This window comes from Campylobacter sp. RM10537 (assembly GCF_022369435.1).
GTDB lineage: Bacteria > Campylobacterota > Campylobacteria > Campylobacterales > Campylobacteraceae > Campylobacter_D > Campylobacter_D molothri.
Genome location: NZ_CP059597.1, coordinates 668,682 through 691,354, shown reverse-complemented (window position 1 = coordinate 691,354; position 22,673 = coordinate 668,682). Strand labels below are relative to the sequence as shown.

21 protein-coding genes are annotated in these 22,673 nt (G+C 28.7%); 9 read left to right on the top strand and 12 right to left on the bottom strand.

Annotated features, from left to right (window positions below; translation table 11 throughout):
• The first annotated feature begins 2 nt into the window (after window positions 1–2).
• Complete coding sequence (locus tag CMOL_RS03495; RefSeq protein ID WP_200281705.1) at window positions 3–356, top strand: cupin domain-containing protein; 354 nt, start codon at window positions 3–5, stop codon at window positions 354–356.
• 34 nt (window positions 357–390) lie between these two features.
• Here CMOL_RS03495 and CMOL_RS03490 read toward each other — a convergent pair whose 3' ends face one another.
• The gene (locus tag CMOL_RS03490) at window positions 391–1,560 is read right to left on the bottom strand and encodes a pyridoxal phosphate-dependent aminotransferase (protein WP_239820702.1); all 1,170 of its coding nucleotides are present in this window, start codon (window positions 1,558–1,560) and stop codon (window positions 391–393) included.
• Window positions 1,561–1,786: 226 nt separating this feature from the next.
• On the opposite strand from CMOL_RS03490, the gene CMOL_RS03485 reads away from it, so the two are divergent.
• The gene (locus CMOL_RS03485; protein ID WP_239820701.1) at window positions 1,787–2,389 is read left to right on the top strand and encodes a hypothetical protein; all 603 of its coding nucleotides are present in this window, start codon (window positions 1,787–1,789) and stop codon (window positions 2,387–2,389) included.
• 38 nt (window positions 2,390–2,427) lie between these two features.
• Entirely contained in the window at window positions 2,428–2,865 is a 438-nt protein-coding gene (locus tag CMOL_RS03480) for a hypothetical protein (RefSeq protein WP_239820700.1), read from the top strand.
• 32 nt (window positions 2,866–2,897) lie between these two features.
• Here CMOL_RS03480 and speA read toward each other — a convergent pair whose 3' ends face one another.
• The 11 genes from speA to CMOL_RS03425 form a co-directional block, all read right to left on the bottom strand.
• A complete protein-coding gene (gene speA / locus CMOL_RS03475; RefSeq protein ID WP_239820699.1) occupies window positions 2,898–4,742 on the bottom strand; it encodes a biosynthetic arginine decarboxylase in 1,845 nt (614 codons plus the stop codon).
• On the bottom strand, window positions 4,739–5,965 hold the full coding sequence (hisS, locus tag CMOL_RS03470; RefSeq protein ID WP_239820698.1) for a histidine--tRNA ligase: 1,227 nt from the start codon (window positions 5,963–5,965) through the stop codon (window positions 4,739–4,741). Before hisS ends, speA begins: the two co-directional genes overlap by 4 nt.
• Complete coding sequence (tmk, locus tag CMOL_RS03465) at window positions 5,958–6,539, bottom strand: dTMP kinase (protein WP_200281693.1); 582 nt, start codon at window positions 6,537–6,539, stop codon at window positions 5,958–5,960. The genes hisS and tmk overlap by 8 nt, the downstream gene beginning before the upstream one ends.
• Window positions 6,530–7,006, bottom strand: coding sequence for a pantetheine-phosphate adenylyltransferase (gene coaD / locus CMOL_RS03460; RefSeq protein ID WP_239820697.1), 477 nt, complete (start codon window positions 7,004–7,006; stop codon window positions 6,530–6,532). Before coaD ends, tmk begins: the two co-directional genes overlap by 10 nt.
• A 73-nt stretch (window positions 7,007–7,079) precedes the next feature.
• Entirely contained in the window at window positions 7,080–7,637 is a 558-nt protein-coding gene (locus CMOL_RS03455) for a UbiX family flavin prenyltransferase (RefSeq protein WP_200281685.1), read from the bottom strand.
• Entirely contained in the window at window positions 7,634–8,296 is a 663-nt protein-coding gene (gene flgA, locus CMOL_RS03450) for a flagellar basal body P-ring formation chaperone FlgA (protein ID WP_200281682.1), read from the bottom strand. The genes CMOL_RS03455 and flgA overlap by 4 nt, the downstream gene beginning before the upstream one ends.
• A 10-nt stretch (window positions 8,297–8,306) precedes the next feature.
• Complete coding sequence (locus tag CMOL_RS03445; RefSeq protein WP_200281679.1) at window positions 8,307–9,080, bottom strand: MetQ/NlpA family ABC transporter substrate-binding protein; 774 nt, start codon at window positions 9,078–9,080, stop codon at window positions 8,307–8,309.
• Window positions 9,081–9,140: 60 nt separating this feature from the next.
• Window positions 9,141–10,067: a methionine ABC transporter permease gene (locus CMOL_RS03440; RefSeq protein ID WP_239820750.1), complete on the bottom strand. Its 927-nt coding sequence runs from the start codon at window positions 10,065–10,067 to the stop codon at window positions 9,141–9,143.
• Window positions 10,064–11,074 carry a methionine ABC transporter ATP-binding protein gene (locus CMOL_RS03435; protein ID WP_239820696.1) on the bottom strand — a complete coding sequence of 337 codons (1,011 nt, stop codon included), beginning with the start codon at window positions 11,072–11,074 and terminating at the stop codon, window positions 10,064–10,066. Before CMOL_RS03435 ends, CMOL_RS03440 begins: the two co-directional genes overlap by 4 nt.
• Before the next feature lie 2 nt (window positions 11,075–11,076).
• Complete coding sequence (locus CMOL_RS03430; protein ID WP_239820749.1) at window positions 11,077–13,692, bottom strand: valine--tRNA ligase; 2,616 nt, start codon at window positions 13,690–13,692, stop codon at window positions 11,077–11,079.
• A 38-nt stretch (window positions 13,693–13,730) separates the two neighbouring features.
• On the bottom strand, window positions 13,731–14,771 hold the full coding sequence (locus tag CMOL_RS03425; RefSeq protein WP_239820695.1) for a hypothetical protein: 1,041 nt from the start codon (window positions 14,769–14,771) through the stop codon (window positions 13,731–13,733).
• 129 nt (window positions 14,772–14,900) lie between these two features.
• Between CMOL_RS03425 and CMOL_RS03420 the strand changes: the two genes are divergently transcribed.
• The 6 genes from CMOL_RS03420 (at window position 14,901) to CMOL_RS03395 (ending at window position 22,642) form a co-directional block, all read left to right on the top strand.
• On the top strand, window positions 14,901–16,925 hold the full coding sequence (locus CMOL_RS03420; protein WP_239820694.1) for an ATP-dependent helicase: 2,025 nt from the start codon (window positions 14,901–14,903) through the stop codon (window positions 16,923–16,925).
• Window positions 16,926–17,013: 88 nt separating this feature from the next.
• Window positions 17,014–17,538: a thiol peroxidase gene (gene tpx, locus CMOL_RS03415; protein WP_239820693.1), complete on the top strand. Its 525-nt coding sequence runs from the start codon at window positions 17,014–17,016 to the stop codon at window positions 17,536–17,538.
• A 267-nt stretch (window positions 17,539–17,805) separates the two neighbouring features.
• Window positions 17,806–20,580: a periplasmic nitrate reductase subunit alpha gene (napA, locus tag CMOL_RS03410; RefSeq protein WP_239820692.1), complete on the top strand. Its 2,775-nt coding sequence runs from the start codon at window positions 17,806–17,808 to the stop codon at window positions 20,578–20,580.
• 18 nt (window positions 20,581–20,598) lie between these two features.
• On the top strand, window positions 20,599–21,342 hold the full coding sequence (gene napG, locus CMOL_RS03405) for a ferredoxin-type protein NapG (RefSeq protein WP_239820691.1): 744 nt from the start codon (window positions 20,599–20,601) through the stop codon (window positions 21,340–21,342).
• Window positions 21,339–22,121 (top strand): quinol dehydrogenase ferredoxin subunit NapH, encoded by a 783-nt coding sequence (gene napH, locus CMOL_RS03400; RefSeq protein ID WP_239820690.1) that lies wholly within the window; start codon window positions 21,339–21,341, stop codon window positions 22,119–22,121. Before napG ends, napH begins: the two co-directional genes overlap by 4 nt.
• Window positions 22,118–22,642, top strand: coding sequence for a nitrate reductase cytochrome c-type subunit (locus CMOL_RS03395; RefSeq protein WP_200281644.1), 525 nt, complete (start codon window positions 22,118–22,120; stop codon window positions 22,640–22,642). The genes napH and CMOL_RS03395 overlap by 4 nt, the downstream gene beginning before the upstream one ends.
• Window positions 22,643–22,673 lie beyond the last annotated feature (31 nt).

Below are 22,673 nucleotides of genomic sequence, written 5' to 3'. Positions count from 1 at the left end.
TTATGAAAATAACTCAATGGAATAAGGCAAATTTTAGTCCAAAAGAGGTTAAAATAAATGTTTTAATCGATGATGAAAGAGGCAAAGAAATACAAATCTTACTTGCTAAAGATAGTATCATGAGAGAGCATAAAGCTCCATTTGACATTCATGTTCAAGTTTTAAGCGGTAAAATTTGGTTTGAAGTGCAAAATCAAAGAATAGAGCTAAATACTTTAGATATGATAAGCTTAAAAGCTGATATTTCACATTCTTTAGGTGGATTGGAAGATTCTATAGTAAGACTTAGTTTAAGCAAGTCAGATAATATCCAAAGAATAAATACTATCCTTAAAAAACCTAAAGTTCAAATTTAACAAAAATTTATTTTGTTAAATTTGCAATATTTATTTAATGATAATTTTTTACGAATTTCGCAATTCTTTCTAAACCTTTTTTAATCAAATCTTCACTTGTAGCATAAGAAATTCTAAAATATCCATCCATGCCAAAACCAACTCCTGGAACAACAGCTACTTTTTCTTCCTCGAGTAGTTTTTTGCAAAATTTCATAGAATCTTTTTCAATTTTTTGTATATTGATAAAAAGATAAAACGCACCTTCAGGTTTGTAAAAACTAATATTTGGAATTTTTTCTAAGATATCTAAAGCTATATTACGACGCTTTTCAAAAGCTTGACGCATAGTTTCTATATCTTGATCGCATTCTCCATTAAGTGCAGGAATGGCGGCGTATTGTGTGATGGAACAGATATTAGAAGTGCTTTGCCCTTGCAATCTTTTAACAGCTGAATTTAAGGCCTTATTTTTGCTAGCCATATAACCAAATCTCCAACCAGGCATAGCACCGCATTTACTAAGCCCATTAATCGTTACTGTACGTTTTAAAGTATCTTCATTTAAGCTTGCAAATGCTATAAATTCGGTATTATCATAACGAAGTTTTTCATACATTTCATCGCTTAAAACTACTATATTTGTATTTTTTAAAACTTCAGCAATCTCTAAAAGTTCTTTTTTGCTATAAATTGAACCTATGGGATTTGATGGGGAATTTAGCATTAAAACTTTTGTTTTTGGAGTTATGGCCTTTTGAAGTTGTTCAGCAGTGATTTTAAAGCCATTTTCTTCTAAACCTTCGATAAATACGGGTTTTCCTTCTGCAAATTTAACCATTTCCGGATAACTAACCCAATAAGGCGTAGGAATGATAACTTCATCATCTTTTTCAACTAAACATTCTATGCATTGAAAAAGGGAATGTTTAGCACCGACATTAATCACAATTTCACTTGTTTCATAGTCTAAAGCATTGTCTTTTTTTAATTTAGTTTGAACAGCTTTTAAAACTTCTTTAATGCCAGGAACTGCCGTATATTTTCCACAACCTTTTTCAATAGCGGCAATAGCAGCATTCTTTATGGCTTTTGGGGTATCAAAATCAGGCTCTCCGGCTGAAAAACTGATGATATCTTCACCCTTAGCCTTTAGCTCATTTGCAAGAGAAGCTATAGCTAGAGTGATTGATTCTTCTAAAACTTGAGATCTTTTGGTTAGCATATCTTTCCTTTTTTATTTTTATTTTATCTAAAAAATACATGGTTTAAAATAAGAAGATGAAAAAAATAAACAAAAAAACAAAAAGCGTGAAAAATGGTAATATATTTAGTTTTTTTAAATTTTTATTTAAAACAGAAATTTATAAATGAATATATTTTTAAGAAATATTTTATAGGGGGGGGGGTATATAATTTTTATTTTAATTTTTTATAATTAAGGCAAAATAATGATTAATTTGGTTTTAAACACTCTAACGGAATTTGAAAGTTTGGAAATTTATAAGCATTATAGAAAACAAGAAAAACTAATAGAAGAAATTTTTCAAGAAAATTCTAAAAATGATAATGAAAAATCCATACTTTTAAAAGTTTGTGTTTTAGATAGTTTTTATAGCACTAATTTAAGAATGCTTGGAATTTATGAAGTTTCTAAACATATTTTATCTTTAAACATTGACAAAGACTTAAAAGAAAAAAATATTAATGTGATAGAAAAGATTGCCAACTTTAAAGATACAAAAGGAAAGCAATGTTTTTTATATTCTTTTGCAAGTAAATATTGTTTTCACCACGATCAAGAAAATTATGTTATTTATGATAAATTTGTGCAAAAAAGCTTAATTCATTTTTTCGCTAAAGAGCATTTTTGTGATTTTGAAATTACAGGTGAAATATTAAAAAAATATGAAAATTTAATTAAGGCTTTAGAAAGTTTTAGAACTTTTTATAAGTTGGATAAATTTAATAATAGACAAATAGATCATTTTTTGTGGCTTTATGGAAAGAATAATTTAAAAATAAAAAAAGGAGGTGAAGAAATATTGATTTGAATTTTAATTTTAATAACAAAATATATAAAGGAACAAAAATGCTTAAAGTTTTTCTTATTTTTCTAGGTTTAATTTTTATTTTATCTTCTTGCAGTAGTAATAGTAGCGGAGATGATCTTTTGAGTTTTGAATTCCATAATATAAATGTACAAGATAATATTAATCAACCTGCATTAAAAATTCAAGCTAAAGATGACATTGTTATTAAAAATTTAAAAATTAATAGAGGAAAATGCAATATAGCATTAGCAGGAAATGCAAAAATGCTTTACGGATTTAGTTCTATGGTTGGGATCCCAAGTAACATTGGTAGCAACATTATGGGGCTTCCAAAATTTAATTTTGAGAAAGATTTGCCTAAAGAATTAAAATTTTCTGAAATTTTAAATTTTCCAATTAATTGCAATATAAATTCTGTTATTGAATTTACTATTGAGACAGATAAAGGTATATTTACTTGGACGCTAAATAAGTAGATAAATTAACCTAAAGTTTTGAAAACTTTAGGTTAATCCTCTTTTCCATCTATACTTTTTAAATAGCCATTATCATTTAAAAATAAGTAAAGTTCCCCTAAGATGTGCTTTTTTTGTTTTTCGCTGACTAATTTTGAATTACTAATTCTTTCGTTGAGTATATCCATAATTTCATGGATGTCATAATCAAGATCTTCAAGTGTATCGAGTATGGATTGAGCTTCGATAATCCCTTCGATTTCATAGCCTTTTTCATCAATGCTAATAATCGCTTCAGTAGGATGGGTAAAAAGATTGTGTTTCATTCCAAGCACTTCTTGATAAGCTCCTACAAGAAAAAAGCCTAGGAAATAATTTTCCTTTTCTACATCAATATCATGTAAAAACAAAGGCTTATCTTTAGAATATGAAATTTCCCCATCACTATCACAAGTAATATCCCAAATACTTGCGCTTCTTGTTGGTTCTTTGTCTAAATGATCAAGGGGCATGATAGGAAAATTTTGCTCTAATCCCCAAAAATCAGGCAAACTTTGAAAAAGCGAAAAATTAACTAAATATCTTTCTTGTACTTCATCTTGTATGGCAAGTAAATCGGTAGGATTTTGCTTATCCCCTAAAAGTAAAATAGCTTTTTTAATGATCAGATGTGTTAAAATTTCAGCATTGGATCTATCTTGCAAATCCACATACCCTAAGTCAAAAAGTGTTAAAATGCTCTCTAAATGATCGATACTATCGTGCAAATATTCTAAAGCACTTGAAGGTTTTATGCTTTTGAAAAGATCATATAATTCATCAATAAGCTTTGGATTTTTTTCTTTAAGTAAAAGTTTATCTTCGGAATACTCTTGAGAGAAAAGTTCTAAAACAGGAGCGATTAAAACAGCGTGATTTGCTGCGATAAAACGACCACTTTCTATAAATATATCAGGTTCTAAATCGCTTTTTTGTTCTGCAATATTTTTAAGGATAAATACTACATCATTTGCGTATTCTCTAAGCGTATAGTTTCTGCTATTTTCATTTTTAAATTGAGAATACTCTACAGCTAAACCTCCTCCAAGATTGATTGACTTTAAGTTTTTAGCTCCCATTTTTCTAAGTTCAGTATAGATATTTCCAACTTCATTTAAAGCTTTTTTTAAAGGATGAATTTCGGTAATTTGAGAACCTAAGTGAAAATGTATCATAGTAAATTGATCTAATAATTTATTTTTCTTAAGTAAATTAACAGCTTCTATAAGCTCGGTAGAAGTAAGTCCAAATTTAGAATTTATACCCCCGCTTTTTGCCCATATCCCAACACCAGCAGAATGCAAACGCACTCTTAAGCCTATATTTGGTTTAGGTTTAAAGCGTTCTTTGGCTATATCAATAATCGCTTCAAGCTCATTAAGCCCCTCTATAGTTAAGGTGATATTATGTCCCATTTCTGCTGCAATAAAACCTATATTGATAAGTTCTCTATCTTTAAATCCATTTACAGTTATTGGGGCATCTTCATTGTTAAAAGCCATAGCCAAGAGAAGTTCGGCTTTACTACCAGCTTCTAGACCATAATTGTATTTTTTACCAAGTTTGACAAGATTTTTAACAAAACCAGGATATTGATTGACTTTTAGAGGATAAACAGCATTAAATTTGCCCTTGTAATTAAATTCTTTACGAGCCTTATTAAAACTTCCATAAATATTTTCAATTTGTTTTTGAATTAAATGTGGAAATCTTAAAAGCAAAGGTCCTTTATAGCCATCATTTCTTAAATCTTTTACGATATCAATAATAGCGGGTTTTTTTTCATGATTGATACAAACTTTACCATTTTTAATAATAAAATTTTCATTTCCCCAAATATGAATCCCATAATCCATCATAAAAACTGCTCCAAATCTGAAATTTTAATAGTTTTTTCATCTTTATTTTCTAAATTTTTATAAAACAAGCTTTCATTTTTAAATTCATTTTCTCCCATACAAAGAAAATTTTTAGCCCCAGCTTTATCGGCATTTTCTAAATGTTTTGCAAGTTTTTTTGCCTCATAGCTTAAAAGAACTTTATATTTTTTTCTAAGCCTAGTTGCTATTTTAAAAATTTTTGAAATATAAACTTCATCCAAGGAACAAAGATAAATTCCTTCTCTTTGTAGTTTTTCATCCTTTTGTTCCAATATAGCCATAATTCTTTCTATGCCCATGGCAAAACCTATACCAAAACCGCTTTTTCCTCCTAGGTATTCTATGAGCCTATCATATCTTCCACCGCCAGCTATAGCTGATTGTGCGCCAATTTCATCGCTGATAAATTCAAAAGCTGTTTTAGAATAATAATCCAAGCCTCTAACAAGTTTAGAATCTAATGTAAAATTGATTTCATTTTCTTTTAAAATATTTTGCAAGAGGGTAAAATCATCTAAGCAACATTGGCATAAATTTTGTTCCAAAAGTGGAGCTTGACTAAGTAAATTTTGACATTGTGGATTTTTACAATCTAAAACGCGTATAGGGTTTAAAGTCTTGCGTCTTTTGCAATCTTCGCAAAATCCCTCTTGATTATCAAGATAATTAATAAGTTTTTCTCTATAAGGCGGCAAACATTTTGAGCAGCCTAAGGAATTAATAATAAGTTTAAATTTAATATCAAGGCGTGAAAAAATTTCAGCCAACATTAAAATAATACTTGCATCTTCATAAACACTACTTATACCAAAGCTTTCTACGCCAAATTGATGGAATTCTCTCAAACGTCCTTTTTGAGGTCTTTCATATCGAAACATAGATCCATGATAAAACCAACGCTTAATACTTACATTTTTATCAAATTTTTTCTCAATGTATGCACGAACAGCCCCAGCAGTTCCTTCAGGACGCATGCAAACTTCATTACCTCCCTTATCAACAAATTCATACATTTCTTTGCCTACTATATCAGAGCTTTCACCCACACTTCTTTTAAAAAGAATACTTTGTTCTAAATGAGGTGTATTGATAAATTCAAAGCCATAATTATGTGCAACATCTTCACAAACTTCAATAATTTTTTTATAATATTTAGCGCTTTGATCAGTTAAATCCTTCATTCCTTTAAGGGCATTAATCATTTAAAAATTCCTTTATTTTGATATGTAATTCTTCTATTGTTTGATTTGCATTAAGTTTTAAAATTTCTATTTGAATTTTGTTTTGCAAAAATAATAAAATATTTTCCAATTTATTTTGAACATTTAAAAAATATTCTATTCCGCGTTGTTCTATAATATCAAGATTTTTTTCTCCAAGACGTTGCTTGATCAAATTTGCATCTGCTTTTAAAAATATAATTTTTTGTGGAAAAAAATGATCAAGCGCAAAAGAATTAAGAGAAAAAAGTAATTCATCATCAAAATCAACTGCATATGCCATACCCGATATAAAACTTCTATCGCTGATAATAAGTTTATTTTTGTTTGGATATATAATTTCTTCATAATGTTGCGCACGATCGGCTAAAAAAAGTAAAATTTCAGCTCTTTTTTTAAGATTTAAATTTTGATGAAGTAAAATATCTCTTAAAGATTTTCCTAAGTTTGTTCCACCAGGTTCTAAAGTAAAAATAGCTTCTTTATAGATTTTTTTTAATAATGAAATTTGCGTACTTTTACCAACACAATCAATTCCTTCAAATGCTACATACAAGTTTTATCCTTTAAAAATGGTAAAATTTCTTTTGGAACCAAAGAACTTACATCGCCTCCGTGTGTAACTATAGAACGAACTATAGAGCTAGAAATAAAAGCATGTTTTAAGCTTGGCATTAAATAAATGGTTTCTATTTCATCCCAAAGGGCATGATTTGCATATCCAATTTGTAATTCATATTCAAAATCACTCACAGCCCTAAGCCCACGTATGACGGTATTTATTTTAAATTCTTTAGCTAAATCTACTAACAAATTATCAAAAGTGATGATTTTTACATTTGAAATATCTTTAGTAGCAAGCTCTACTAATTTTTTACGTTTTTCTAAATTATAATAAGGTTTTTTATGATCACTTTTTGCAATAGCTATAATGATTTTATCAAATATCTTAAGAGCACGTCTTACTACATCTAAGTGGCCATTGGTAATAGGATCAAAAGTTCCAGGATATAAACAGGTCATTACAACTCCAAAAATTCAAAATATAATGAAAATAGCCTTAAAAAACAGTAAAAATATTTTTAATATTTTTAGATTATTCCCATCTTTGATATAAAGTATGAGAAATTTCGAGCAAATCAAGCCATTTTCCAATAATAAAATTTTCCATTTCTTTTAAATTTTTAGCCTTTGAATAGCTTGCGATAATCGGAGGAGCTATAATAACACCCATTTGACTTAATTTTGCCATATGTTCTAGATTGATGGTAGAAAAAGGCATTTCCCTTACACCTAAAATGATTTTTTTTCTTTCTTTAAGAGCTACGGCAACACAGCGGGTTAAAAGTGTATCTGCTAAACCTGCATTAATTTTAGCTAGAGTAGAAATAGAGCAGGGCGCAATAATTGTTTTTTCTATACCAAAAGAACCGCTAGCAACACCAGCGCTTAAATCAGAATCCAATAAAAAATGTGTATTTTTAAATTTTTCATCACATATTTTTTTTAAATCTTCTTTGGTTTCAGCATAAAAACTTAATTTTGCTCCTTGGCTAATTATGCAGTAAAGCTCACATTTTTTCTCTAAATTTTCTAATAAGCTTAATCCTAACGAAACGCTACTTGATCCTGAAATTCCTAGCAAAATTTTCATTGTATAATCATCCTATTTTTTCCTACGACTATACCTTGCATTACTTTACCTTCTTTATTTTTTGCACGAATTCTATCTCCTATATTAGCGCTTTGTAAGGCTGTTAGTTCTATTGAAACATCTATATTTCCATCTCTTAATATTCCTATTATAGGATCATTTCTGCGGATTAATGCGAGAGTTTTAAACATATTTTCTTTTAAAATAGTATTTTTATTGATATTATTTTTAGCAATAAGATTATTTGTATCTTCAATATCTAAGGCATTTGGAGGTACTTTATCAAAGTCAAGTGAAACACTTCTATAATCAAGCGGGCTTAGTTTTTGACCTCTTTTAATAGCTCTTTCACTTTTTAAAACTTGCAAATTACCTTGGACAAAATAGCGGAAAAATAAATTTTTTTGCATATTTTGAGGGGTATTAAATTCCGCTCTTAAAAATCCTTGAGATTGTTCAAAGCGTCCATTAGCTATCCTTAAAAATTGATATTGGTTAAAATCTTTAGGCAAAGAAGTGCTTCTTAAATCAATTTGAGTGATGATGATTTTTGGAAAATTATTAGTAATTTCTTTAGCAAGAGCGAGTTTGATTTCTTCTAAATTCGCTCCCTTGCTTAAACTTATAAAAATTATAAATATAAAAAACAGATTTTTCATTATAATTTCATTAAAATGCAGGTAAAACAGATCCGTGGTATTTATTTAAAATAAATTGTTTTACCTTATCACTTTGTAAAGCTTTCACTAAAGCTTTTATTTTAGGATCATTTTCGTGTCCAGCTTTAACAACTAAAATATTTGCATAAGGACTGTTTTTATCTTCCATAAATATACTGTCTTTAATAGGGTTTAAATTAGCAGATAAAGCGTAGTTAGAATTAATAACAGCGAAATCTACATCTGATAAAGATCTTGGTAATTGTGCTGCTTTGAGCTCAATAAATCTTATTTTTTTTGGATTTTCTATAATATCAAGAGGAGTTTTTAAACCATTGTTTTTAAATTTCAAAGAACATTTTTGCGCAATGATATCTAAAGCTCTACTTTCATTTGTAGGATCATTAGGTATAGCAATGCTCGCCCCTTCTTTTATATCATCTAAACTTTTATATTTTTTAGAATAAACAGCCATAGGTTCAAGGTGAATACTAGCTACTTTAACAAGATTTGTATTTTTATTTTTATTAAATTCTTCCAAATAAGGTGTATGTTGGAAAAAATTCGCATCAACCTCACCACTATCTACAGCTAAATTAGGTAAAACATAGTCTGTAAATTCTTTAATAACAAGCTTATAACCTTCTTTTTCAAGATCAGGTTTAATTTGCTCTAAGATTTCAGCTTGAGGTACCGGAGTAGCGGCAACACTGATAGTTTCTAAAGCATTTAAATTTAAAAATAAACCCAACAAACTTAATATCAATAAAATTCTAATTTTCATTATTTTCCCTTTTTTTGATAAATGATTTATTTTTATATCTAATTTTTATTCATACTTTGCTTAAAAGTTATGAAATAATTTTTTATTTTTAATAAATATAAAAATAAATAGTGTAACCAAAAAAAAGCAGATTATAATTTGAAAAATGCAATTTTTTTCATTATTTAGACTTGATATAATGCTTATAGCAAATAAAATAATTAAACAAAAAATAATATTTAAGGTTTTATTATTTTTTGACCAAGAATAAAAAAGATTGCCTAAAATTTGTATAATTTGAACTAATATAAGTAAAATAACAACAGTTTGGATCATTATTTCTTTATTAAAACGCTCATATCCATAACGAATAGCAATATCGCCAAGTCCTCCTCCTCCAACTGTTCCAGCTAAAGCTGAAAAACCTATAGTAAAGATTAGAATTAGGGTTAAACCATTGATAATATTAGGCAAAGATTCTACAAAAATAACTTTAAAAATAATTTGTATATTGCTTGCTCCATAGCTTTTAGCAGCCTCTATAATCCCTCTATCAACTTCTTTAAAGGCGCTTTCTAAAGTTTTAGCTAAATAAGGAGCTATGCCAATAGCTAAAGGTACTATAGCTGCATCAGTTCCTATGCTAGTTCCAACGATTATTTTTGAAAGTGGTAATAAAATAACAATAAGTATTAAAAAAGGAAAAGCTCTTAAAATATTAATAATAAAATCTAAAATCGCATAAGCAAATTTATTTTGTTTTATACCATTTTTATCCCAAATTGCAAGTAATATTGCAGGTATAATAGCTAAAATAAAACCAAAGAATACAGACATTAAGCTCATATAAATGGTTTCATTTAAGGCTGGTTTTAAGATAAGATCATAGTTTTGTTCAAAGGTTAAAATAGAGTCTGTTACAACTTCTTTTATATCTTTCCAAGAAATTTCAGAGATAAATTGAGATATTCTATTAAAAAAAGCACTTAAGAAATTTTCTTCATTCATGATGCAAACTCCCATAATACTCCATTTTTTTCTATATAGCTAAGCACTTTATCTCTATCCTTATGATCAATATTAATTACTAAATTTCCTAAAGCTTTGCCGTTTAATTTTTCTATTTTTCCCCAGACTATATTAAAATCTATATCTAAAGTTCTAGCCATGTGCGTGATGACTGTATTTTCTACCACTTCTTTAGGAAAATATAATTTTATATTTAATCCATGTGCAGGTAAAAAGTCACTTTCGCCTAAAAATTCCCTCATTTTTTGATTAGGCTTTAAAAAAAGTTCATCAATAGCTCCGCTTCCTATAATCTTTCCTTGTTCTAATAAAAGAGCTTTTTGAGCTATATCTTTTACCACATCCATTTCATGAGTTACTAAAACAACCGTAATTCCAAATTCGGTATTAATTTTGCTGATAAGTTCTAAGATATTTTTAGTAGTATTAGGATCTAGAGCTGAAGTTGCTTCATCGCTAAGTAAAATTTTTGGGTTTAAAGTTAAAGCTCTAGCAATAGCTACTCTTTGTTTTTGCCCCCCGCTTAATTCTTTTGGATAGGAGTTAAATTTATGATTAAGTCCTACAATTTCAAGTAAAGAATGCACTTTTTCATTGATTTCTTTTTCGCTCATGTATTCTTTATTGAAAATTTTAGAATAAATTTTGCATTGAGAAAAATGCGTTCTAAGTGGCATGGCAACATTTTCAAATATGTTTTTTCTTTCCATGAGGGCAAAATTTTGAAATATCATTCCTATATCTTTTCTGAGTATTCTAAGTTTTTTAGGATATTTTTGTTTTAATTCTTTAATTTCCTCATCTAAAACTTTTAAGCTTCCTTTTTGATAATCCTCAAGTCCATTGATACATCTTAAAAGGGTTGATTTTCCAGCACCGCTATGCCCAACAATAGCATAAATTTCACCTTTATTAATTTCTAGAGAAACATCATCAATAACAAGTTCTTTTCCATAATATTTTTTTAAATTTTTTATTTTTATCAAAATCAACCTCTTAAATTAGTAAGTTCAGTGGATATTTTTTCAAGTTGTGTTTTTAAATTTAATAAAGAATTTTTGTTTTGTTCAATTACTTCTTTGGGCGCATTGGCTATAAATTTTTCATTACAAAGCATTGAATTTATCTTAGCGCTTTCTTTTTCAAGTTTATTTTTTTGATTTTCAAGTCTTGATATAATCCCGCTAAGATCTACATTATCAAGGGTAATAAAAATTTCTAAATTATCACTTACATCGCAAATTGCTTTACTTAATTTTTCATTTGTAAATTCTATATTTTCACATTTAGCTAAAGTTTTTATAAATACAATAGATGAATTTAATTCTTTTTCAAGAATAGGATTATTAAGCTTAATGTAGGCTTTTTCTATTTTAGAATTTCCTAAATCAATGAGACTTTTAGCCCTTCGTATGCTTACAATACTTTCGATCAATAAAGAAAAGGTATTTTCTATATCATTTTCATTTTGCAAAGTGATTTTAGGATATTGACTGATCATAATTGATGGATGGGTTTTTAAGTTTGTATTACTAAGCTCGTGATATAAAAATTCACTGATAAAAGGCATAAAAGGATTTAAAAGTTTTAATGCTTCTTTAAAAATACTTCCAAGTTCTTTTACGCTTGATTTTTCTGCCTTGCTAAGCTCTATACCCCAATCACAAAAATCATCCCAAAAAAATTTATAAATTGTATTTGCAGCATCATTAAAACGATAATTATCTAAATTTTCTCTAACATTTTTAACGCAGTTTTGAAATTTTGAAAAAATATATTTAGCGAGTTTTGTTTTTAAGATAATATGCTCTAAATCTTCAAATTTGCTTTCATTTAAAAGCAAATAATTTGCAGCATTTACAATTTTATTGGTAAAGTTTCTAACTTGTAAAAGTTTATCATTGCTAAGTTTAATATCTCTTCCTTGTATAGCAAGTAAAGCTAAAGTAAAGCGTAAAATATCTGCACTATATTCTTTAATACTTTCATTAGGATCGATTACATTTCCAAGACTTTTGCTCATTTTTCTGCCTTGCTCATCTTTAACAAGGGCATGTAAATAAATATCTTTAAAAGGTAAAGCTTTTAAGGCATTTGTACTTTGAAACATCATTCTTGCGACCCAAAAAAATAAAATATCAAAGCCGGTTATCAATAAAGAATTAGGATAAAATTCTTTTAAATCTTTTTCAAACCAAATTTGATCTTTTCCCCAATTTCCATTCCCCCAGCCTAAAGTACTCATAGCCCAAAGTCCAGAAGAAAACCAAGTATCTAAAACATCTTCATCTTGTTTGAAATTTTTACTCTGGCATTTTGGGCAAAACTCAGGAGTATTTTCACTTGCCCATTCATTTGAACATTCGCAATAATATACAGGAATTTGATGCCCCCACCAAAGTTGTCTAGAAATGCACCAATCTTTTAAATCTTTCATCCAAGCATTAAAGCTATTAATCCAATGATTTGGATAAAATTTGCTTTCACCTAATGCAACTTTTTCTATACTTTCTTTAGCAATTTCTTTTTTAACAAACCATTGTTTTGAGATATAAGGTTCAACGATATTATTGCAACGATAACAATAACCTACTTGATTATTATATTCTTCTATTTTTTCTATAAATCCTAATTCTTCAAGTTTAGCAACGATTTTTTCTCTTGCTTCTAAACGCTCTAAGCCTTGAAATTCTAAACAATGCTCGTTTAAAATACCTTTTTCATCAAAAACAGTTATAAAATCTAATTGATGTCTTAAACCAACTTCATAATCATTTATATCATGCGATGGTGTAACCTTAACCACCCCTGTTCCAAATTCTTTATCAACATGAGTATCAGCTATAATCTTGATAGTTTTATTAGTGAGCGGTAAAACCACTTCTTTTCCTATAAGTTTATTATAACGCTCATCTTCTGGATGGATCATAACAGCCGTATCGCCAAAAAAAGTTTCTGGTCGAGTAGTTGCCACTACTAAGTATTTATCACTATCTTTTAAAAAATATTTAATATGATAGAGTTTTCCTTTGTTTTCTTTATATTCAACCTCAATATCGCTTAAAGCCCCATCATGGGTGCACCAGTTAATCATATAATTTCCGCGAACAATAAGTTTTTTATTATAAAGTTCAACAAAGGCTTTTTTAACGGCATTTGCTAAACCTTCATCCATGGTAAAACGTAAGCGACTCCAAGCTGGAGTTATGCCCAATGTTCTCATTTGATCTAAAATTTTACCACCGCTTTGTTCTTTCCACTCCCAAACTTTTTCTATAAATTTTTCTCTACCTAATTTTTCTTTTTTAATACCTTGTGCAAGAAGTTGTTTTTCGACTACATTTTGAGTAGCAATACCTGCATGATCAAGTCCTGGTTGATAAAGGACTTTGTAGCCATCCATTCTTTTATAACGAGTCATTATATCTTGTAAAGTGAAAGTTAAAGCATGTCCAATATGAAGCACTCCTGTTACATTTGGAGGAGGCATCATAATGCAAAAATTTTTATTTTTTTCTTGTATGGATTTATTTCCATCTATTTCAAAGTATCCACGTTCTTCGCAAATTTTATAGTATTCTTCTTCAACTTCTTTATTATATATCATATTAAATATAAACCTTTACTTTTTAGTCATAAAAATTATTTAGATGAAATTTCTACCATTTCACAGAATGGGAAGAAATATTGTGCGAAATTAGCTCCTGTTTTTAAACTTTTTATGTGTTTGGAAAATTCGCTTCCTTTCCCTTCTTTCTTAATCTGAATGCTAATTTTTTTGATTTTTTCTTCACGTGCTATATGGCTATCGATTTCTTGTGGATTATTCATATATGGTTTAATTCTATCTACACTTATATATTTATAAGCTTTTCTCATATCTGAAAATATAATATCTTTATTATAAACAGTTAGTTTCATTTCACCTTTTGGAAGCATTTTTACAAAAATAGCTAGATTATAATCTTTAGCACTTGTTTGTATAGGATCTAATATTTCTTTTAATAAATTGATTCTATAGTCGCTCAAAAATTTTCCATCTAAAATATATACTTGCATACCTTCAGTGCTTAATTGTGGTTCCAAGCGACTATCTTTTCCTATAGTTAAATATTCTTGCGCAACACTAAGATTATGTTTTTTAGCATTTTTACCTGTTTTATTTTTCAATGCTTTTTCTTGTTCTAGGATTTTTCTTTGTCTTTCTATTTCTCTATTTAAAGCTTCTATTTTTGCTTTTTTTTCTTTTTCTGTAATTTCTTTTTTATTTTCAACTTTTTCAACTTTTTTTTCTATTGTTTTATTCAGTTCTGTTTCATTTACTACACTTGCATTTTGCTCTTTAATTTTATTAGAATTTGTTTGAATTTCTTTACTTATATTTTGCTCTTGTTGATTGTTTAAGACTGCGGTATTTTCAACTTTATTTTCTTTCTTTTGATTATTTGTATAATCTTGATAAGATGGGGTATTGTAAGAATTATTTGAATAATTATTATTTGAGTGGGTAGAATAAGTATTTTGTTCATATGTATTTGTTTGAGTGTTTGTTTCATAATTATTTATTGGGGCATAAGAATAATTTGATTTTGGATATTCAAAAAGATAATAATACGTTCCCCCAAGTATTAAAATTACAGCTATTAAAATTCCAGCAATAACAGAAAAAACTTTAAAATTCATTTTTAATTTCCTTTTTATTTTTGTTTTAAAAATATTGTTTTATTTTACTATAATCAAATATAAAGAATATTTAAATTTTTGTATTTTTAAGCATTTTTTTTTATAATTTTAACTTTTTTAAGGAGTATGATGCCACTTTCTAGATTAAATGAAGAGCAATATCAAGCTGCAACTGCTGATTTTGGACATAATTTAATAATTGCAAGCGCAGGTACAGGAAAAACTTCTACTATTGTTGCAAGAATATCTTATCTTTTAAGCAAGGGTGTTGATCCACAAAAAATAATGCTTTTGACTTTTACCAATAAAGCCAGCAAAGAAATGATTAGTCGTTTAAATGTTTTTTTTAACAAAAATATTACAAATAAAATTCTTGCAGGAACTTTCCATAGTACAGCTTATACTTTATTAAAAAATGCAAACAAAGATATTATTTTAAAACAAGCTAGTGAATTAAAAACTTTACTAAGAAGTGTTTATGAAAAAAGAACTTTTAGACATTTAAGCGATATAAAACCTTATCAAGCAAGTTATTTATATGATATATATTCTTTATTTCAAAACAAAGCACATGATCAAGATTTTTTTACTTGGTTTTGTAAAAATTATGAAGAGCAAAATATATATGCTGAAATTTATGAAGATATTTTCAAAGAATACGAAAATGAAAAAAAGCGTTTTAACTATGTTGATTTTAATGATTTGCTTTTAAATTTAAAAGAACTTTTGAAAGAAAATAAATACGAATTTGATGAAATATTAGTGGATGAATATCAAGATACAAATACTTTACAAAGCTCTTTGATTGAATCTTTTAAAAGCAAGAGTTTGTTTTGTGTGGGTGATTATGATCAAAGTATTTATGCTTTTAATGGAGCAGATATTAATATTATTGGGAGCTTCAAGGAGCGTTTTGAGGACGCGAAAATATTTTCTTTAAATAAAAATTATCGCTCTTCAAGAAGTATTTTAGCTTTGGCAAATAAAGTCATTTTAAATAACGAAAGACTTTATCCTAAGGAATTAGTTGTTACTAGAAAAGATGACTTTAAAGCACCAACTTTATTAACTTTTGAGGAATTATTTGACCAATATAAAAATATTGCAAAAATGATATTTACAAGTGGAGTTAATTTAGAAGAAATTGCTGTTATTTTTAGAAATAATTCAAGTGCTGATGGGATTGAGGTGGCCTTAAGAGAGCAAGGGATTGCAAGTAGTAGAAAAGGTAGCGGTAGTTTTTTTGAAAGTTTAGAAGTTAAAGCCTTTAATTCGATTTTAGCCTTGGTTATTAATCCAAAAGATATTATGGCTTTTATCCATTTAATTCAATATACCAAAGGAGTTGGAGGGGTATTAGCAAAAGAAATTTTTGATGCACTTTTGAAATTAGGACATGGGAGCTTAATTAAGGGTTTTTTAGATCCTGATAAAAGTGTTAGTTTAAAAAATCATCAAAAGAGAAATTATCAACTTGGTCTATTTGGGGATTTAGATGAATTATTGGATGAAAAGCGTTTTAATTTACTAAGTGAATTTAATACTCATCCCGTTTTAAAAATTTCAAAAATTAATGATTTATGTGCTAAAAATTTAGAAAAAATTTACTTTTTCTTAAAAGAAGCTATAGAGATGAAGCATTCTTTGGCTTTAGTAAAGTTAATTTGTCAAAATTCATTTTATAGGGAAATTTGCGAAGAACTTGCTATTAAAAGAGCAACAAATAAGGCAGGACAAGTTGATTTAACACGAAAAACCGAAAATTTAGAAAAAATAGAAGGCAAACTAAACGTTTTAAGAGAGCTTGCTAAAAATTATAGTGATATTTATAAATACTATAATTTTTTAACCCTAGGTGCTAGCGAAATGGGCAGTGAAAAAGGAGTTAGTTTATTGAGTGTTCATGCAAGCAAAGGCCTAGAATTTGATCTTGTTTTTGTAATAGATCTTGCGCAAGGTCGTTTTCCTAATCAAAAACTTATGGGAATGGGAGGAAGCTTAGAGGAAGAAAGAAGACTTTTCTATGTAGCAGTAACTAGAGCAAAGAATATACTTTATTTAAGTTATGCAAAATATGATAAAAATAAAAAAACTTCTTTCGCTCCTTCATGTTTTTTAATAGAAGCTGGACTTTGCAAAGCGGAGAAACTTTGATTTTTAAAAAAATATTAGTATTTATAAGATATAATTACTCTTAAAACATAATTTTAATGTTTTAAATTATAAAAAAAAGGAGAATATTATGAGTTCAGTTAATTTTAAAGGCAGTCCAGTAAAACTTAAAGGAAATGCTTTAGAAGTTGGAGATCAAGCGCCAAAATTAAATTTAAAAGCAAAAGATTTAAGTTTAGTTGAAATTGGTGCAGCTGGAAAAACTCAAATTATTTTAAGTGTACCAAGTCTTGATACTCCAGTATGTGCTACAGAAGCTAGAGATTTTAATAAAAAAGTAGCAAGTTATAATGGAGCAGAAGTTATTATAGTAAGTATGGATTTACCTTTTGCTATGGGAAGATTTTGCAGCACAGAAGGTATAGAAAATTTAACCGTAGCTAGCGATTTTGTTTCTAAAGAATTTGGTCAAAAATATGGAGTTTTAATTGAAGATACTGCATTAGAAGGTCTTTTAGCACGTGCTGTATTTGTGATTAAAGATGGAAAAATAGTTTATAAAGAATTAGTTAATGAAATTACAGAAATGCCTGATATTTCTAAACTTGATGCTTTTTTTAATAGCTGTGGTTGTGGTGGTTGCGGCTGCCATTAAGCTAAGTATTTTGGTCACAAGCTTTTTGTGACCTATCATAATAACAAATCTTTTAAAAATATATTCTTCTTTGATTTTTTTAATAAACATAGCTATTTAGGATTTTTTTATTATTTTATATTATTTTTATTTAATATAAATTTACCTTAAAAATACCATAATATAGATGTTTAAAATTATTACTTTTATTGAAAAAGATAAAACAAAATTTACATTTAATTGTTATAATTTAATCGACTTTTTATTTTTTTAAAAGGAGAATAGTATATGAATAGAAGGGATTTTATTAAAAATACCGCTATTGCAAGTGCTGCTAGTGTAGCAGGATTAAGTGTGCCAACTTCTATGCTTGCTAAGCAAGAAGAAAGTTGGAAGTGGGATAAAGCCGTTTGTAGATTTTGTGGAACAGGCTGTGGAATTATGATAGCCAGAAAAGACGGCAAAATAGTTGCTACAAAAGGAGATCCTGAAGCTCCGGTTAATCGTGGTCTTAATTGCATTAAGGGATATTTTAATGCTAAGATTATGTATGGAGAAGATCGTCTTGTTATGCCTTTATTGCGTGTTAATGATAAAGGTGAATTTGATAAAAAAGGTAAATTTCAACAAGTTTCTTGGAAAAGGGCTTTTGATGAAATGGAAAAACAATTTAAAAAAGCTTACAATGAATTAGGCGTAAGTGGTGTAGGTATTTTTGGTAGTGGTCAATATACTATTCAGGAAGGCTATGCAGCCTTAAAACTTGCAAAAGCTGGTTTTAGAACTAATAATATCGATCCAAATGCAAGACATTGTATGGCTTCAGCAGTCGTAGGTTTTATGCAAACTTTTGGTATTGATGAGCCATCAGGATGTTATGATGATATAGAGCTTACAGATACTATTGTTACTTGGGGTGCTAATATGGCAGAAATGCATCCTATTTTATGGTCTAGAGTAAGTGATAGAAAATTAAGTAATCTTGATAAAGTTAAAGTTGTAAATTTAAGTACTTATTCTAATAGAACTTCAAATATTGCTGATATTGAAATTATTTTTAAACCAAATACTGATTTAGCAATATGGAATTATATTGCAAGAGAAATAGTTTATAATTATCCAGAAGCTATGGATAAAGAATTTATCAATAAACATTGTGTTTTTGCAACAGGCTATACAGATATTGGTTATGGTATGAGAAACAACCCAAATCATCCTAAATTTAAAGTGAGTGAAAAAGATACAGTTGAAAAAGAAAATGTGATTACTTTAGATGATGAAGAAGCAACTTCTTTAGCATATCTTGGAGTAAAAAAAGGTGATCAATTCCATATGAAACACCGAAATGTAGCAGATAAAAATTGGGAAATCTCTTTTGAGGAATTCAAAAAAGGTTTAGCTCCTTATACGCTTGAATACACAGCAAAAGTTGCCAAAGGTGATGATAATGAATCTTTGGAGGATTTTAAGAAAAAACTTGAACAATTAGCAAAATTGTATATAGAAAAAAATCGTAAAGTAGTAAGTTTTTGGACTATGGGATTTAATCAACATACTCGCGGTTCTTGGGTTAATGAACAAGCTTATATGGTGCATTTATTACTTGGAAAACAAGCAAAACCAGGTTCTGGAGCTTTCTCTTTAACAGGGCAACCAAGTGCTTGTGGGACAGCAAGAGAGGTAGGAACTTTTTCACATCGTTTACCTGCTGATATGGTGGTAGCAAATCCAAAACATAGAGAAATTTCAGAAAAAATATGGAAAGTCCCAGCAAAAACAATCAATCCAAAGCCAGGATCTCCTTTTGTTGGTATTATGAGAGATTTAGAGGATGGTAAAATTAAATTTATCTGGGTTCAAGTAAATAACCCATGGCAAAATACTGCTAATGCAAATCACTGGATTAAAGCGGCTAGAGATATGGATAATTTCATCGTTGTAAGCGATTGCTATCCAGGAATTTCAGCAAAAGTAGCCGATCTCATTTTACCAAGTGCTATGATTTATGAAAAATGGGGTGCTTATGGAAATGCTGAAAGAAGAACTCAGCATTGGAGACAACAAGTTCTACCAGTAGGTGCTGCTATGAGTGATACTTGGCAAATTTTTGAATTTGCAAAAAGATTTAAACTTAAGGAAGTTTGGAAAGAGCAAAAGGTTGATGATAAGCTTACTTTACCAAGTGTCTTAGAAGAAGCAAAAGCTATGGGATATGATGAAGATAATACTTTATTTGATGTATTATTTGCCAATAAAGAAGCAAGAAGTTTTAAAACCAATGATCCAATTGCTAAAGGTTTTGATAATACTGATGCTAATGGAGATGAAAGAAAAATCGAAGGTAGCGATGGAGAAGAATTTAAAGGTTATGGATTTTTTGTTCAAAAATATCTTTGGGAAGAATATAGAAAGTTTGGTCTAGGTCATGGACATGATTTGGCTGAATTTGATACTTACCATAAAGTAAGAGGTTTAAGATGGCCAGTTATCAATGGTAAAGAAACTCAATGGAGATTTAATACAAAATTTGATTATTACGCTAAGAAAGCTTCTCCAAATTCTGATTTTGCTTTCTATGGTGAATTTGATAAAATGCTAACAAATGGTGATTTGAAAGCTCCAAGCGAAGAAAAACCGCACAGTATTAAAAATAAGGCAAAAATTTTCTTTAGACCATTTATGAAAGCTCCAGAAAGACCAGATAAAGAATATCCATTTTGGTTAGCAACTGGTAGGGTTTTAGAGCATTGGCATAGTGGTACAATGACTATGCGTGTTCCAGAGCTTTATAGAGCTGTTCCTGAAGCACTTTGTTATATGAGCGAAAAAGATGGAGAAAGACTAGGTTTAAAACAAGATGATTTAGTTTGGATAGAATCACGTCGTGGCAAAGTCAAAGCAAGGGTTGATATGAGAGGAAGAAATAAACCACCAGTAGGTCTTGTATATGTTCCTTGGTTTGATGAAAATGTGTATATTAATAAAGTTACTTTGGATGCTACCTGTCCGCTTTCAAAACAAACTGATTATAAAAAATGTGCAGTAAAAATTTATAAGGCTTAATTTAAAGGTTAGCAAAAAATGAAGAAACGAAGAGAATTTTTTAGCTTTATTTTTAAAGGGGCTTGTCTTTGTACAGCAGGAGGATTTTTAGCTAGTATAAAATTAAAAGCTAAGGATGATTATTATTTGCTTCCTCCTGGAGCCGAAGATAAGGAAAGATTTTTGAGTAAATGTATCCGTTGTGGACTTTGTGTTAAAGCTTGCCCTTGGGATACTTTAAAACTCGCTGATCTATTAGATAAACCAAAAACTGGTACACCTTTTTTTAAAGCTAGAGAAATTCCTTGTCATCTTTGTGAGGATATTCCTTGTATAAAAGAATGTCCAACAGATGCTTTAGATAAAAAACATTTAGATCAAGGGATACAATCTTTAAAAATGGGAGTTGCTGTTGTGGATTCTTCAGCATGTATTGCCTTTTGGGGTTTGCAATGCGACGCTTGTCAAAGAGCTTGTCCTTTGATCGATAAAGCCTTAAAATTAGAATATAGAAGAAATGAAAGAACAGCAAAACATGCTTTTTTAATTCCTGTTGTTGATAATGATGTTTGCGTAGGTTGTGGAATTTGCGAAAAGGTTTGTATTACTCAAACACCTTCGATTCGGATTTTACCTCGTGAATTTATTTTAGGAAAAGATTCAAATCATTATGTAAAGGGTTGGGATAAAAATGATGAAAAACGCTTAGACAATATTAACCCTTCTAAACATTTTAACGCTAAAAAAGCACAAGATTATCTTAATGAGGGAGATAATTTATGAAATATTTGATTGCTAGACGTGTGATTCAAATAGGAATTTTGTCTCTTTTTAGTTTTAAAGCAACAGATTTTATTTTAAAAGGGGATTTAAGTTCTTCTAGATTTTTTAGTGTTATACCTTTAAGCGATCCTTTTGCAGTTTTACAAATTTTTTTAGCAAGTTTAAGTATTGATTTAACTGCTCTTTTTGGCGCTATAATTATTGCAATTCTTTATGGAATTTTTTTAGGTAGAGCTTTTTGCTCTTGGGTGTGTCCTATAAATTTGATTACAGATTTTGCTGCTTTTATTCGTTCTAAATTTGGATTTAAAAATAGTAAATTTTTAATTTTAAATAAAAAATTTCGCTATTATGTTTTATTTTTAGTTTTAATTCTTTCTTTTGTATTATCTTTACCTGTATTTGAAAGTTTTTCTTATATAGGAATTGTGCATAGGGGAATTATTTTTGGTACCACTTCTTGGATATTTATCGCTTTTGTAATTTTTTGCATAGATGCTTTTTTAAGCTCTAGAGCAATTTGTTCTCATATTTGCCCTTTAGGGGCTTTTTATGCCTTAATATCTCGCTTTGCTTTGATAAAAATTCAGCATAAAAGTCAAAATTGTACTAAATGTTATCATTGTATTGAAATTTGTCCAGAAAAACAAGTTTTATGGATGATTGGTAAAAAGAATGCAAGGGTAACTTCAGGAGAATGTATTAGATGCGGTAGATGTATAGAAGTTTGTAATGATAATGCTTTAAATTTTAATATTTTTGATTTAAGGAAAAATTGATGAAAAAGAAAATTATTTTACTTTCAGCTACAGCAACTCTTTTTTTAGTTGCATGTGGGGTTAATAATGGGTTAAGTTCTGAACAAATTGGGCTTAGAAAAGCAAGTTTAGAAAATGAAAATAAAGTTTCTTTAGTGGAGGCAAATTATACGAATTTACAACCTGGAGAATCAACTCGTTTTGAAAGATCTTATGAAAATGCTCCACCTCTTATTCCTCATTCAATTGCGGATATGCTTCCTATTACAAAGGATAATAATACTTGTTTAAGTTGTCATGATAAATCTATTGCTAAAGATGTAGGCGCAACTCCACTTCCAGCAAGTCATTATTATGATTTTAGACGTAATAAAAGTACTAAAGATAGTATCAGCGATGCGCGTTTTAATTGTACTCAGTGTCATGTGCCACAAAGCGATGCTAAACCTTTAGTAGGAAATAGTTTTAAACCTGAATTTCAAAATGAACAATTAAAAAAACACTCTAATCTTATTGATGTGATCAATGTGGGTGTAAAATAATAAATAAAAAATTCTTTTTTACGTTTGAATT

What these genes read in the sequence shown, in the direction of transcription:
- CMOL_RS03495 (WP_200281705.1), top strand. Translation starts at nt 3, where the DNA reads ATGAAAATAACTCAATGGAATAAGGCAAATTTTAGTCCAAAAGAGGTT.
- CMOL_RS03490 (WP_239820702.1), bottom strand. Translation starts at nt 1,560, where the DNA reads ATGCTAACCAAAAGATCTCAAGTTTTAGAAGAATCAATCACTCTAGCT.
- CMOL_RS03485 (WP_239820701.1), top strand. Translation starts at nt 1,787, where the DNA reads ATGATTAATTTGGTTTTAAACACTCTAACGGAATTTGAAAGTTTGGAA.
- CMOL_RS03480 (WP_239820700.1), top strand. Translation starts at nt 2,428, where the DNA reads ATGCTTAAAGTTTTTCTTATTTTTCTAGGTTTAATTTTTATTTTATCT.
- speA (WP_239820699.1), bottom strand. Translation starts at nt 4,742, where the DNA reads ATGATGGATTATGGGATTCATATTTGGGGAAATGAAAATTTTATTATT.
- hisS (WP_239820698.1), bottom strand. Translation starts at nt 5,965, where the DNA reads ATGATTAATGCCCTTAAAGGAATGAAGGATTTAACTGATCAAAGCGCT.
- coaD (WP_239820697.1), bottom strand. Translation starts at nt 7,006, where the DNA reads ATGACCTGTTTATATCCTGGAACTTTTGATCCTATTACCAATGGCCAC.
- CMOL_RS03455 (WP_200281685.1), bottom strand. Translation starts at nt 7,637, where the DNA reads ATGAAAATTTTGCTAGGAATTTCAGGATCAAGTAGCGTTTCGTTAGGA.
- flgA (WP_200281682.1), bottom strand. Translation starts at nt 8,296, where the DNA reads ATGAAAAATCTGTTTTTTATATTTATAATTTTTATAAGTTTAAGCAAG.
- CMOL_RS03445 (WP_200281679.1), bottom strand. Translation starts at nt 9,080, where the DNA reads ATGAAAATTAGAATTTTATTGATATTAAGTTTGTTGGGTTTATTTTTA.
- CMOL_RS03440 (WP_239820750.1), bottom strand. Translation starts at nt 10,067, where the DNA reads ATGAATGAAGAAAATTTCTTAAGTGCTTTTTTTAATAGAATATCTCAA.
- CMOL_RS03425 (WP_239820695.1), bottom strand. Translation starts at nt 14,771, where the DNA reads ATGAATTTTAAAGTTTTTTCTGTTATTGCTGGAATTTTAATAGCTGTA.
- CMOL_RS03420 (WP_239820694.1), top strand. Translation starts at nt 14,901, where the DNA reads ATGCCACTTTCTAGATTAAATGAAGAGCAATATCAAGCTGCAACTGCT.
- tpx (WP_239820693.1), top strand. Translation starts at nt 17,014, where the DNA reads ATGAGTTCAGTTAATTTTAAAGGCAGTCCAGTAAAACTTAAAGGAAAT.
- napA (WP_239820692.1), top strand. Translation starts at nt 17,806, where the DNA reads ATGAATAGAAGGGATTTTATTAAAAATACCGCTATTGCAAGTGCTGCT.
- napG (WP_239820691.1), top strand. Translation starts at nt 20,599, where the DNA reads ATGAAGAAACGAAGAGAATTTTTTAGCTTTATTTTTAAAGGGGCTTGT.
- napH (WP_239820690.1), top strand. Translation starts at nt 21,339, where the DNA reads ATGAAATATTTGATTGCTAGACGTGTGATTCAAATAGGAATTTTGTCT.